Source organism: Bacteroidota bacterium, assembly GCA_013696965.1.
Classification (GTDB): Bacteria; Bacteroidota; Bacteroidia; order JACCXN01; family JACCXN01; genus JACCXN01.
This window is the reverse complement of sequence record JACCXN010000073.1, coordinates 1-13224: the sequence shown is the minus strand read 5'-3', so window position 1 is coordinate 13224 and position 13224 is coordinate 1. Positions and strand designations below refer to the sequence as shown.

The window sequence follows — 13224 nt, the reverse complement described above, 5'->3', positions numbered from 1 at the left end:
TCATTGTTAATGAAGAACCATTTACTATCCTTTCTCGAATTACTTTCATATGTAGATAATTTGTTTTTTAAATGTCATCCCGATTTATCGGGACGCCATGTTATATTCATTATTGTTTGTGCACTGTGCGGTGCATGGCTATTTCATATGTATATAATTTGTTTTTTAAAGGTCATATGGAATACGCCAGGTTATCTTCATTAGTGTTTGTGCACTGTTCGGTGCATGGCTATTTCATATGTATATAATTTGTTTTTTAACTGTCATTTGGTATAGCCAGGTTATATTCATTAGCGTTTGTGCACTGTTCGGGGCATGGCTATTTCATATGTATATAATTTATTCGTGTTTAATTGTTCTTTTAAGGTACTCAAGAATGCTAAAGCATTTGTTTTTTAAATGTCATCCCGATTTATCGGTAGCCCTGATATTTTCATAAGTGTAGGTGCATGGTTAATTCATATGTTTTTTTTACGATTCCGGGTTCGTTTTTATCCATCATTTAACCCCTTTTATTGTAACGAAAAAGAAACCTTGAGGAAATAAAATCTTCTATTAAACCTATTGGTATTTATCCAAATTGAATAAAATCATTGCCCTGAATTGCATTGGCAATAATAAGAAAATAAACAAAGTGTTTTTAAGAATTATTCTAAAATTAATGTTCACTATTTTCAGTTAAAGAAATTTTATAAAAAGATCCATTTTTTGAGCATTAGGCATTATTATACCCTCCATTGTTAATTAAACATTAAAAAAACAAGTCCCTCTCATAACTTGAATAAAAAACAGCAGGTAAAACATTTAAGTTAAATTTATTTTATTTCTATATTGCTGAAATTTTTTTAAAGTATTCCGTTATTGTTGTAATCTAAACCCATTGAAATTTACTATTCACATAATTCTGCTGTTTTTGCCCTTTTGTGTTTTCTCTCAAAAGGTAACCAAAATTGAGCTTTTAGGAGCAAACTCCCTTGAGTATGATGAAAAATTGGGGAAAAATGTTAGACGTTTACTGGGAAATGTAAGATTCAAACACGATGATGTGTTAATGAATTGCGACAGTGCTTATTTATATAGTGAAACAAACAGCCTGGATGCTTTCAGCAATATTTATATTAACCAGGGTGATACAGTCCACATATATGGTGACAAGCTTAAATACATGGGAAATAGCCGCAAAGCTGAAATTTTAAATAATGTGCGGCTGGTTGATAATGATATGACTCTTACGAGCAATAATCTCACCTATGATATGAAAAAGGATATTGGTTTTTATACCGGTGGCGGAAAAATGGTTAGTGCAAAAAACAACAATACCTTAACAAGCAACATTGGTTATTACTACTCAAAACCAAAAAATTTCTTTTTTAAGGATTCGGTAGTGTTAATAAATCCTGAATATGAAATTTATTCAGATACCCTGAAATTTAATACAGTATCAGAGATTGCTTATTTTTTCGGACCTACAAATATATATAGTAAAGAAAACCAGATTTATTGCGAAAACGGTTGGTATGACACAAAAAATGATTTATCAAAATTTAAAAAGAATTCTTTTTTATTAACTTCCGAACAAAAACTTCAGGGCGACAGTCTCTATTATGATAGAAAAACAGGCATTGGGCAGGTTTATAGTAATGTAATTATTACAGATACAGTAAATAAATTCATTATTAATGGTGATTACGCCATTCATTATGAACATAAGGACCAATCAACCATTACCGGAAAACCAGTATTGACAATGACCTTTGAGAAGGATTCACTTTTTTTGCATGCAGATACACTTTTTGCTGAAATGGACAGTACTGGAGTCCATCGCATTGTTCATGCTTACCATCATAGCAAATTTTATAAAAATGATATGCAGGGAGTATGCGATTCTCTTGTTTATACGCTTTCAGATTCTACAATCCGCTTATATATTCAACCCGTTTTATGGTCTACAGAAAATCAAATGACCGCAGAATTTATAAGCATTAAAACAGCGGACGGAAAAATTGATCATATGGTAATGGATGTTAATGCTTTTATTGTCAGTCAGGAGGATACCGTAAAATATTTTAATCAAATAAAAGGTAAAAACATAGTAGCAAGCTTTCATGAAAATGCACTTAATAAAGTAAAGGTTACTGGCAATGGTGAAACTATTTATTTCACGCGCGAGGACAATGGTGATCTGTTTGGAGTTAATAAAGCTATTAGCAGTGATTTGTTGATTTATATGAAAGAGAATGCCATTGAAAAAATTTCTTTTATAAATAAACCTGAGGCTACACTTTTTCCAATTGAAGACGTAACAGCAACTGAATTAGAACTAAAGGATTTTCAATGGAGAGAAGACCAAAGACCAAAAACGAAAGAAGATATATTTGTAAGAAATATTTTGCCTGAAATTCCTGTAAAGAAAAAGGTCAAAACCAGATGATTGGGAGTTACAAATAAAGGTTAAAATGAGGAAAACTCTATAAGCGGTAACTATTCATTGCTTACCTGAGTTCGATTTAAAAACGCTGCAAGTGTAGCTGAAAGCTACCTGAATTTTGATCGTAGTTAAAAACTACGACCAGCGGTAAAAACTGATTTTTTTAAAAAATGAAAAAAAACTAATTTTGCTTTTCTGCCAGTGGCAAAAGCAGCACTAGCGCTGGATTTTATTATCAACTTCGTCTAATTACCGTGAGCTTTCAGCTACACTTGCAGCGTTTAATTTAAAAATACGATTAAGGTCAGGTAAAAAAGGAAAGATTCCTCAATACACTGCGTTAGTTCGGGATGACATTGAAAATGAGGGATATAATATAATTTGGGCCAACCCCAAACTAAAACTCTTGAATTGCCTGTCATTACAGACTTAGCTAGGAAACTGCAAAAAGTTTACCGGACAACAAAACCAGGAAATATCTTTATTCTTGTTTTTTTAAAGAAGTGATTTATGCCAACTATCTTTAACTGGCAATTCCCAGGAAGAATCAAATTCCTCTTTTGTAGTAACAAGGTTATTGAATACAATAGTATTTTCATTCAAATGCCCGGATTTAAGCTGTAATTCAAATTCCATTAAATGGGAGCTAGTAATTTCATCCTCTTTTTTATATGCAATTTGCATCCTGTCCAGCAAAGAAACTTTAAGTCTGGCTTCTATCTCCTTAATAAAGGCAACTGATTTATCAATAGAACACCCACTTGCTTTTGCCTGTATTTCGTCAACACCAAAAATCACAAACAAATTATGCTTAACCTCAATGGCAGCCTTAAGCATATTCCCATGAGAATTCCAAAGGGAAATGAATTCAGATCCTTTTTCAGTTATTTGTGCTACTTCTGAATCTGTAAATTTTCTGTTTGATTGATAGATCCAGATTTTTGAATCCGGTGATAAATTGGCTATTTTCATTTAAAAAGCATTATGTGATTTATTAACCAGATTTCTTACAAATCATTTGCCTGAGCAATTAGCTCTGCAATATCAATAACTTTGACTGAATCCTCCTTATTAAAGTTTTTAACACCATCTGTCATCATGGTATTGCAAAAAGGACAACCTGTGGCGATGATATCAGGATTGAGGCTTAAAGCTTCTTCTGTTCTTTCTACATTCACATCTCTATTTCCAGGTTCAGCTTCTTTAAACATTTGAGCTCCACCAGCACCACAACAAAGGCCTTTTTGTTTGCAACGCTTCATTTCTACTAATTCACTATCTAATTTTTCAATAATTTGTCGGGGGGCCTCATACTCACCATTACCCCTTCCTAAATAACAAGGGTCATGAAAGGTTATTTTTTTTCCTTTAAATGATCCTCCTTTAACCATCAATTTACCTTGATCAATTAAACTCTGGATAAGTTGTGTATGATGAATCACCTCATAATTACCACCCAGGGAGGGATATTCATTTTTAAGGGTGTTAAAACAATGAGGACAACCAGTAACAATTTTCTTCACTTCATATCCATTTAACACACTAATATTATTCATTGCCTGCATTTGAAATAAAAACTCATTTCCAGCCCTTTTTGCAGGATCCCCAGTACATGATTCCTCTGTTCCTAAAACTGCAAAATTTATTCCTACATGATTCAGGATTTTTACAATTGCCTTAGTTATTTTTTTAGCCCGGTCATCAAAACTTCCTGAGCAACCTACCCAAAAAAGAATTTCTGGAACCTCCCCCCTGGCAATACATTCTGCCATTGTGGGTACCTTTAAAGGTGTTTTTTCTTCATTCATAATTTATTTTTTAAATACCTGAATTTTTGATTTTTTTTGAATCAGGTCTGTAAATTTTCCTTCGAATCTTGTAGCCCTTACAATATGGTTATCAATCCAGTGATAGTTACCTCCCCTTGGTTTACCAACGATAAGGCCATGGTATTTAAAGTTGTTTTCCATAAGCCACTTCTGAGTAATTTCCCGATGTTCTTCTGTTCTGGAAGTAAAAAAGAAAATTACATGTCCCTCATCATACCACTGATTAATTTTCATAAGGGCATCGGGGTAAACTCCTGCTGTTGCCATTCTTTCAGGCTCTTCGTTTGGTATATCCTCACAAATAGTTCCATCGATATCAATTAGAAAATTTTTTATATCCGGGGGTAGAATAGGACTTATTTTTTTTCCGTCTTCTACTATTTCAATTAATTTATTCTTCATTTAATTAAATTACAAAAAATTAAAATGGATTCCATATCCTTTTTAATTTATGCCTCATCCTTCCAGTTCAATCTATCTGAGGGAGAAAATTGCCAGGGAGCACCATTGTTTTCAATATTGGTAAACATATTGTTTAATTCAGTTGGAGCTGCTGATTGTTCCATTACCAGAAATCTTCTAATATCCATTATAATAGCCAAAGGATCAATGTTTACCGGACAAGCTTGAATACAAGCAGTACAAGTAGTACAAGCCCACAATTCCTCAGGTGTAATATAATCTCCCAATAAGGATTTTCCATCATCATAATCCTTTCCGTGCTTGCTTATATTCTTTCCTACCTCTTCAAGTCTGTCTCTTGTATCCATGACAATTTTACGTGGAGAAAGCAACTTTCCTGTAATGTTTGCAGGACATTCAGAAGTACACCTTCCACATTCAGTACAAGTATAAGCATCCAATAAATTTTTCCAAGAAAGATCCTGAACATCTTTTGCACCAAATTTTGAAGGGGGTAATTCTGTTGAAGGAGCGGCTGAAGGATCAAACATTAACTTAACTTCATTTGTAACAGATTCCAAATTAGAAAATTGTGTTTTTGGATCAAGTTTCGAAAAATACACATTTGGAAAAGCAAGAAAAATATGAAAATGCTTAGAATAAGGCAGGTAATTAAGAAAAGCAAAAATACCTACAATATGAAACCACCATGCAGACCGTTCCAATAAAATTAGAGATGAAGTTTCCCAATCCAGTAACCAAGCTGCAACAATGCTGCTCACAGGAAAACTACCAACCATTGTATAAGGCTCTACTCCCCTTCCCTGCAAAATACCATCACCAGCATTCATTAATAAAAAAGCACTCATCAATGCAATTTCAATACAAAGAATGATATTGGCATCTGAACGTGGCCAAATTGTCATTTCTCTTGCCCAAAACCTTTTTAACCTAATTACATTTCTTCTTGCCAAAAAAATAGCACAAGCTATAATTACAGAAATAGCCAGAAATTCGAATGAAACAATAAGGAAGTTGTAAAATTGGCCTGTAAAACCGGAAATGAAACGATGGGTACCAAAAACACCATCAATGGCAATGTCTAAAACCTCAATGTTAACAATTATAAAGCCTAAATAAACAAAAAGATGCAAGAAAAAAGGAATGGGTCTTGCCGCCATTTTAGATTGTCCTAAAGCCACCCTGGCCATTGTTTTCCAACGCAAAGCTGCCTTGTCAAAAGGATTTGCTGGTCCTCCAAGTTTAATGTTTCGGATTACCTTGGAAAGGTTAAACAAAAACAATCCTGTTGCGACAATTAATAATGTTATAAAAATTATATTACCTATGCCCATAAGATCAATCTAAATGAATATTATTCTTTATTCGCTTTATTTTTGCCCCCTATTAATGAAAAATGTAAGTATCTGTGCGGGTTCGAGCGCATGTCAATTATTAATTTTTCCATTTCAGCAGAAGATTTTTCCAGATTCTTATACAGTTCATTGTTATTAATTAACATACCCATTGACCCCTCGCCCCTGTTGATTTTATCCAGTATATTTTTGGCTTGAGCCAAAGCAAGATCGGCATTATTAATTGTAGATGCAATATTCGCTTTGGCAAGAGAATCCGTAATGGATCCCATATTCGTGATTATGCGTGAGAGCTGTGCATTGTTGTCACGAAAATTATTTGTAATGGATTCCATGTTGGCCATAATGGAATTTATTCTCGATTTTTCCTCCCCCACAACGGTGTCAAGGCGATAGGCTGTTTTTTCCAAAGATGACATTGTTTTGTTCAGGCTTTCAAAACTAGAGGCAAGGTTTGAAATTGTTTCTTTGTTTAAAACTGTCTGAACTATAGTCATTACTGAATCAACAGATGAAATCAAACTTTCTGCCTTTAGTTTAAGGGGTGCAACCTGCCTGTTTACTTCCTCAGTAAGAGATACTTGCACAGAGGACCTTAAAGTATCCCCACTCTGGTAAAACTCATCTGCATGGCCAAGGATTATTTCAATTGATTTTGAACCTAAAAGATCCATACTTGCAATTTTGGCAGTTGACTTAACCGGAATTTGCAGTTCTTGATGATCCACAGTAAATGTTACCATTATATCACCTGTTTTTCCGGGAAGCAATTCAATTTTAGTAACATGGCCAACACTCATTCCGTTTACAAAAACAGGATTGGAGGTGGTTAGTCCATCAATATTGTTATAAATAGCATAAAAAGTACGTTGTGTTTTAAAAATGCTCCTGCCTTTCAAAAAATTAAATCCGAAAACAAACAATGCAATTGCCACTATAACGAGTATTCCTGTTTTAACTTCTTTTCTCAATTTATTTTATTCTAATTTATGTGATACAAACTTACAGGAATAACAGGAATCTCAAAAGGAAAAAATAAAAAAAAGGAGAAATTACTTATTCAATTCTTTTATAGCTTCAGCAACTGAAATTCTTTCACCATTTTTAAATGAGATTATAAAAGCATCCTTATATCCTTTGCCTTTAACTTCCTCCTGCAATATTTTAGCTCCATCTATTGTTTTTTCCATCCCTACTGCATAACGGTATATTTCTCCTGCTTTGAATGCCTCAACACCTGTTAATCCTTTGAAATTTTCAGGTTTAATATCCAAAAGTGCAATGGAGGTAGCAAATTGCACTTTAAATATAATGCCATCAATCTTGGCAACTTCCAAAACAACTGGCTTTTTAATTTGTTTTGGTTTTTTATTTTCGGGCTCGCTTTCAATCTTTACTTCCTTAACAGGTAATACTACTTTTTCATTATTTTCAACCACAGTTTTTTGAATTTCCTTAGGTTCTTTAGGCTCAGATTTTCCATCAATTTCCAATTTATATTCTTTAAAAGCCCTAAATATTGCTGAAGCCATTAATACCTGTCCTTCATCAGTACGTAGAAAAGCTTCATCCATATTATTGGATAAAAAACCTGTTTCAATCAGTACACTTGGCATTGCTGTCATATAAAGAACCAAGAAACCAGCCTGTTTAACTCCTCTGTCATGTCTACCCACCCGGTCCCTGAATTGAGTTTGAATTTTTGCTGCAAAATTCAAACTTTGTTCTAAATATGTACTTTGATATAAGGAAAACATAATATTAGCTTCATCGGACTGAGGATCAAATCCCTCGTATTCCTTTTTGTAATCTTTCTCCATTAATATGGCAGAATTCTCTCGTTTTGCAACATTCAAATTATCCTTTGTCTTATGAAGGCCCATTACATATGTTTCAGCCCCATAGGCTGTTGATGCACCTGCATTGCAATGAATACAAATAAAAAGATCGGCTTTTATCCGGTTAGCAATTGCGGCTCTTTCATGTAATTCAATGAATTTATCAGAATCGCGGGTATACACAACCTCTACGTCTTTGAGATTTTCCTCAATATATTTTCCAAGTTTTAAAGAAATACCCAAAGCGATATCCTTTTCCTTTGATCCTGAACCCAAACAACCAGGGTCATGACCACCATGACCGGCATCTATAACAATTTTTTTTATTCCCAAAGGAAATAATTTAGGTATAAATGATGTTAGGGGTATGAAACAAATCAAAAGGAATAAAAGGAAAAAAACCTTTTTCATTACTATAAAAAATGACATAAACCTTGAGTCTGTTTTCATTTAAGGGAAATGATAATAATTTTTATTTAGTTTTGTGCAGTTTCCTATATTGATTAAAAACAACATTTTCACAAAATTAGTATTATTTACCTTGCCGGCAGCACTTCCAAAGCAAGATTTTTTCAAACCTTACCTGTTAATATTTTTAACAGCAGTTATTTCTATTGGTACAACAGCAATAGCCCAGGAATTAGCCAATCCTGATTCCTTATCAAGTGATAAAAGAAGGAATAAAGCTATTGTAGGAGATAGTTTAGTTATAAAATCAGACAGTTTAGTAATTTCTGATACACTTTCTCTTACTGAACCTGCATCGGGAAAAGGCAATAAAAAAGAAAAGTTTCTTGATTCTAAAGTAAAATATTCAGCCAGGGATTCCATGCGCTTTGAACTGGCTACAAAAAAAATGTATTTATATGGGGATGCCCAGGTAGATTACGGAACCATTAAATTAAAAGCCGGTTATATAGAATTAAACATGAACACTAAAATTGTTTATGCTAAAGGAGTAAGGGATAGTTTGGGAAAAGAAATTGAACTTCCTGTTTTTGATGAAAAGGGCCAAAGTTTCACTTCAAAGGAAATGACTTTTAATTTTGAGACAAAAAAAGGTTTAATAAAAGAGGTAATAACACAAGAGGGAGAAGGTTACATACACGGGGAAAGTGTAAAAAAAATGCAGAATGATGAACTGTATATAAAGAATGGAAAATATACAACCTGCGAGAATTCCGAACCTCATTTTTATATAAAGGCCTCTAAATTAAAAGTGATTCCTGACGATAAAATTATTACTGGACCAGCTTACCTTGTAATTGAGCAAGTACCAACCCCCCTGGCACTCCCATTTGGTTTTTTTCCCAATAAAAAAGGGCAATCCTCTGGCATTATTTTGCCAACTTATGGAGAATCACAGGAATTAGGCTTTTTTTTAACCAATGGCGGTTATTATTTACCCTTAAATGAAAAAGTGGATCTCTCACTTCTTGGAGATATTTATTCCAAAGGAAGCTGGGCTTTGGGTGCAAACAGCAACTATCACAAGCGTTATAAGTTTAGCGGAAACATGGATTTAAGGTATTCGAATATAACCATAGGCGAAAGTGCTTTGAAAGATTACAGCGATGCAACAGGGGCTAACCCCTTTTACCAGGAAAATAAAGATTTTATGGTAAAATGGAGTCATAGGCAGGATCGCAAGGCAAGGCCCAACAGTGTTTTCTCCGCTGATGTTAATGCAGGTACAAGTAATTACAACCAACTTAATTCCTTTTCCAGGGGAAATTCTAACTTTTTGACCAATACCCTGCAATCCAATATTTCATTCGCCCGTTCCTGGCCTGGGAAACCCTTTAACTTTACTTTAAACGGCAGACACAGTCAAAATACAATTACTAAAGATGTATCAGTTACTTTGCCTGAGGCAGCTTTTTCCGTCAACAGGATTTTTCCTTTTAAGAGAAAGCTGGCAGTGGGAGCCCAAAAATGGTTCGAAAAAATAGGTTTTAATTATGTTACAAGCATCAAAAACCAGATTAACACTGTTGATAGCATGCTTTTTGACAGGAGCAGTTTAGGTCAATTCAGAAGTGGTATGTTGCACAATGCCTCGGCTTCAACTTCTATAAAATTATTGAAAAATTTTACATTGAATCCCAACATCACTTATATTGAAAGATGGTATATTCAAAGCATAGAAAAAACATATGATGAACAAACAAATACCTTGACTACTGATACCATTGGTGGTTTCAGTAGAATTGGAGAATATAATGCATCTGCAAATCTGAGTACAAAACTCTATGGAATGTACCAGTTCAAAAGGGGACCAGTTCAAGCCATAAGACATGTAATGACACCTAGTATTGGCTTATCCTACCGACCAGATTTCAGCACCCAGCTTTATGGTTATTATGGTCAGGATGGTACTGTATCCAGTTATTCTCCTTATGATTTAGGAATTTATGGAAAACCAGGAGAAGATGAACAGGGAATCTTGAATTTTGGCTTAATAAATAATTTAGAAACGAAAGTCCGGTCAGCCAAAGACACCATTACAGGGTTTAAAAAAATCAAACTTCTGGAAAATCTTTCCATAAATGTCTCCCATAATATTTTTGCAGATGAATTTAAATGGACTCCAATTATGATTTCAGGACGAACCACTTTTCTGAACAATTTCAGCATTAATTTTGGAGGAATATTAGACCCCTATACATTAAGTAATGATTCAATACCAATAAAAATAAACGAATTTGAATGGGACCATAGCAGAAATATTGGAAGATTGGTTGATGCAAACCTTGCTTTAAATTTTTCCCTTCGTTCAAAACAAGGATCTGGCCCTATTACTTCAACCAAGGGCACTGAAGAACAATTGAGAATGATACAATCCAATCCAAATGCCTATGTGGATTTCAATATTCCATGGAACATTAATGTTGCCTATGTTTTACGTTATTCCAAACCCTTAATTGAAAAACAGGTTACCCAATCAGTACAGTGTTACGGGGATTTCAACCTTACTCCCAAATGGAAGTTTGGTTTTAGTTCCGGTTATGATTTTACCATGAAAGATATAACCTATACCAGTCTTAATATATACAGGGACTTACATTGCTGGGAAATGTCCTTTAACTGGGTACCTTTTGGATTTAACAAAAGTTACAATTTACAAATAAATGTAAAATCAGCTATTTTACAAGATCTTAAATTAACCAAAAGAAGCAGTCCTTTTGATAACCGTCAAATGTAATGGATGATTGAAGGATAAAGAATATTTGCAGTAAAAAAGAAGAAAGCAATAAAATTAATCACTACATCAAAAAGCAGGTCAATGAAAAAAATAATCTACACTAAAAATGCCCCTGAGCCAATTGGACCCTATAGCCAGGCAGTATTACATAATAACACGCTTTATATTTCAGGACAAATAGCAATTAATCCCCAAACAGGAAATCTTGATTTGACTGACATAAAAGCAGAAACAAAGCAGGTGATGGAAAATTTAAAAGCTGTATTAAAAGAAGCAGGTATGGACTTTAGCCATATATTAAAATGTTCCATATTCATTTCAGACATGAATAATTTTTCTGCCATTAATGAAATTTATGGAAGTTATTTCACCAGTGCTTTTCCTGCAAGAGAAACTGTGGAGGTTTCTGTTTTACCTAAAAAAGTAAATGTAGAAATTTCAGCTATTGCTGCTTTATAATTCAGAACTTTCATTTTTCAAAGTTGCAGCAATGGCAATAAAAACAGTACCTGTAATAAGAATGTAAACTCCCCATTTAAGCTCTATTGCATCGGCAAATAACCCAGAAACATCATTCAGGTTTATAAAAGGCAATATTTCTTTTACACTTGAATTTACATCGGTTTTATTCTGAATATATTCGTAATAATTATACATTAAAATTAAAAAAGAAGTTGTGGCGGGAATCCACAACCAACGGTATTTTTTCAGAATCATAAAGGCTATGGAAAGCAAACCCAATAGAATCATCACATAGGATTCAGTCTGTTTTTGATCATGATAACTACTCTCCCCAAAAAATGGAATTTTGATTACAGGAGAAAAAATGCCTCCAATAAGCATAAGTGCACCCGTTATTACAAGAATTATTTTAACTGTTTTCATTTACTTTTTAAGGATTTTTTTACGAATTCCCAATTCAAATTTAATTTCTGGCTTTTAAAATTATCCTTTGTTTGATATTCTAAAGCGGATTTAATACGGGAATTGTTGTTGGGATGGCTTGCCAATATTTCCAGGTTTTCATTGTAGTTTCCCAACTTATCATTCATTCGCCTGAAAAAGATAGCCATTACTTTTGGATTTATTCTTGCTTTTTCCAATAACTCTAGGGCAAATAAATCTGCTTCTTCTTCCTGTTTCCGATCAAAAACAGAGGACATTGCTGTTCTACCAATTTCTTGAGTTAAAATATTATCCCCTCCTGCTAACACTGAAAACAACAGGGTTAACCCCAACTCTTTAATAAGTTTATTTACAACATGCCTTTTTTCTACATGACCAATTTCATGTGCAAGCACTGCTGCCAATTCTTCAGGATGATCTGAAAATTCAATTAAGCCACTGTAAATAAAAATATTTCCACCTGGAAGTGTAAAGGCATTTATGGTTTCATTTTCAATAACCTTTATTTTATACTCGTAATCTGTATTTCCGATTTTACTGGTTAAAATTTTAGAAATAATATTCATGGCAGAATCCAAACCAGGATTGCTAATGACAATGGTGTTTTTATCTTTTAAAACCATTTCATCAACAATAAGATCACCTAGTTTTTCTTCCTTTTCAATTGATAATTGCATTTCTGGGGGATCAAAAGAAAAGGGAATAAAGGTAAATAATGCCCATGTTCCGCCAAAAACTATAGTTAACTTGATCAAATCAATTAACACAGAAATTCTCATTTGAAGCAATTATAAATTAGGTGGTTTGTTTACAACCTCAGGAATTACAGTTTCTTCCTTTATTTTATAAACACTCTCGTAAGCCACTTTCCCAAAAAACACAAAATAATAAAACCTTCCTTTTCGCGCTTTAACGGCTCCTACTATACTGAAAATAAAATAAATAATATTGGCAAGAAAAAGCATAATTACATATCCAATGTATGTATCACTAAAATTAAACTGGTTATAAAACAGTATTCTAATGGTCCAGAAAACTGCTACAGAATTAAGCAGGGTTAGGGGAATTTGAGAAATCAGGGATTGCAAGGAATGAAAACGAACAAAACGGCTCTTGGACCTATTGATGTAATAATAAATTACCGCTGCAATCAAATTAATGACCGGCAGCGGTAATCCAGCTCCTATAGAAGCAAACATCATCAAATAAGCACCCATTGCATCCTCACACTCTCTTACCG

At 33.7% G+C, this 13224-nt stretch carries 12 protein-coding genes; 3 read left to right on the top strand and 9 right to left on the bottom strand.

The window, feature by feature from the left end; all coding sequences use genetic code 11:
• Nucleotides 1-880: 880 nt before the first annotated feature.
• Nucleotides 881-2431, top strand: coding sequence for an organic solvent tolerance protein OstA (locus H0V01_11195; protein MBA2583935.1), 1551 nt, complete (start codon nucleotides 881-883; stop codon nucleotides 2429-2431).
• Between the two features lie 492 nt (nucleotides 2432-2923).
• Here the strand turns inward: H0V01_11195 and H0V01_11190 are convergent, their stop codons facing one another.
• The 6 genes from H0V01_11190 to H0V01_11165 form a co-directional block, all read right to left on the bottom strand.
• The gene (locus H0V01_11190) at nucleotides 2924-3400 is read right to left on the bottom strand and encodes an ABC transporter ATPase (GenBank protein ID MBA2583934.1); all 477 of its coding nucleotides are present in this window, start codon (nucleotides 3398-3400) and stop codon (nucleotides 2924-2926) included.
• Nucleotides 3401-3435: 35 nt separating this feature from the next.
• Complete coding sequence (locus tag H0V01_11185; GenBank protein MBA2583933.1) at nucleotides 3436-4236, bottom strand: (Fe-S)-binding protein; 801 nt, start codon at nucleotides 4234-4236, stop codon at nucleotides 3436-3438.
• A 3-nt stretch (nucleotides 4237-4239) separates the two neighbouring features.
• Nucleotides 4240-4659, bottom strand: coding sequence for a phosphoheptose isomerase (locus H0V01_11180; GenBank protein ID MBA2583932.1), 420 nt, complete (start codon nucleotides 4657-4659; stop codon nucleotides 4240-4242).
• Between the two features lie 47 nt (nucleotides 4660-4706).
• Nucleotides 4707-6014 carry a (Fe-S)-binding protein gene (locus H0V01_11175; GenBank protein ID MBA2583931.1) on the bottom strand — a complete coding sequence of 436 codons (1308 nt, stop codon included), beginning with the start codon at nucleotides 6012-6014 and terminating at the stop codon, nucleotides 4707-4709.
• Nucleotides 6015-6034: 20 nt separating this feature from the next.
• Entirely contained in the window at nucleotides 6035-7006 is a 972-nt protein-coding gene (locus tag H0V01_11170; GenBank protein MBA2583930.1) for an MCE family protein, read from the bottom strand.
• A gap of 81 nt (nucleotides 7007-7087) precedes the next feature.
• On the bottom strand, nucleotides 7088-8284 hold the full coding sequence (locus H0V01_11165; protein ID MBA2583929.1) for an N-acetylmuramoyl-L-alanine amidase: 1197 nt from the start codon (nucleotides 8282-8284) through the stop codon (nucleotides 7088-7090).
• A gap of 73 nt (nucleotides 8285-8357) precedes the next feature.
• Here H0V01_11165 and H0V01_11160 point away from each other — a divergent pair, with 73 nt between their 5' ends.
• Together H0V01_11160 and H0V01_11155 are read left to right on the top strand one after the other, a co-directional pair.
• Complete coding sequence (locus tag H0V01_11160) at nucleotides 8358-11078, top strand: LPS-assembly protein LptD (GenBank protein MBA2583928.1); 2721 nt, start codon at nucleotides 8358-8360, stop codon at nucleotides 11076-11078.
• A gap of 81 nt (nucleotides 11079-11159) precedes the next feature.
• Nucleotides 11160-11537, top strand: coding sequence for a RidA family protein (locus H0V01_11155; GenBank protein MBA2583927.1), 378 nt, complete (start codon nucleotides 11160-11162; stop codon nucleotides 11535-11537).
• Here the strand turns inward: H0V01_11155 and H0V01_11150 are convergent.
• From H0V01_11150 to H0V01_11140, 3 genes are all read right to left on the bottom strand, one after another.
• A complete protein-coding gene (locus H0V01_11150) occupies nucleotides 11532-11963 on the bottom strand; it encodes a hypothetical protein (GenBank protein ID MBA2583926.1) in 432 nt (143 codons plus the stop codon). The genes H0V01_11155 and H0V01_11150 overlap by 6 nt on opposite strands.
• Nucleotides 11960-12763 (bottom strand): M48 family metallopeptidase, encoded by an 804-nt coding sequence (locus H0V01_11145; protein MBA2583925.1) that lies wholly within the window; start codon nucleotides 12761-12763, stop codon nucleotides 11960-11962. The genes H0V01_11150 and H0V01_11145 overlap by 4 nt, the downstream gene beginning before the upstream one ends.
• A 9-nt stretch (nucleotides 12764-12772) precedes the next feature.
• Nucleotides 12773-13224 (bottom strand): DUF4870 domain-containing protein (locus H0V01_11140; protein MBA2583924.1); only part of this gene is annotated, 452 nt, incomplete at its 5' end.

Coding starts and splice junctions, on each gene's coding strand:
- H0V01_11190 (MBA2583934.1), bottom strand. CDS start 3,400: ATGAAAATAGCCAATTTATCACCGGATTCAAAAATCTGGATCTATCAA.
- H0V01_11150 (MBA2583926.1), bottom strand. CDS start 11,963: ATGAAAACAGTTAAAATAATTCTTGTAATAACGGGTGCACTTATGCTT.
- H0V01_11175 (MBA2583931.1), bottom strand. CDS start 6,014: ATGGGCATAGGTAATATAATTTTTATAACATTATTAATTGTCGCAACA.
- H0V01_11180 (MBA2583932.1), bottom strand. CDS start 4,659: ATGAAGAATAAATTAATTGAAATAGTAGAAGACGGAAAAAAAATAAGT.
- H0V01_11185 (MBA2583933.1), bottom strand. CDS start 4,236: ATGAATGAAGAAAAAACACCTTTAAAGGTACCCACAATGGCAGAATGT.
- H0V01_11145 (MBA2583925.1), bottom strand. CDS start 12,763: ATGAGAATTTCTGTGTTAATTGATTTGATCAAGTTAACTATAGTTTTT.
- H0V01_11165 (MBA2583929.1), bottom strand. CDS start 8,284: ATGAAAAAGGTTTTTTTCCTTTTATTCCTTTTGATTTGTTTCATACCC.
- H0V01_11155 (MBA2583927.1), top strand. CDS start 11,160: ATGAAAAAAATAATCTACACTAAAAATGCCCCTGAGCCAATTGGACCC.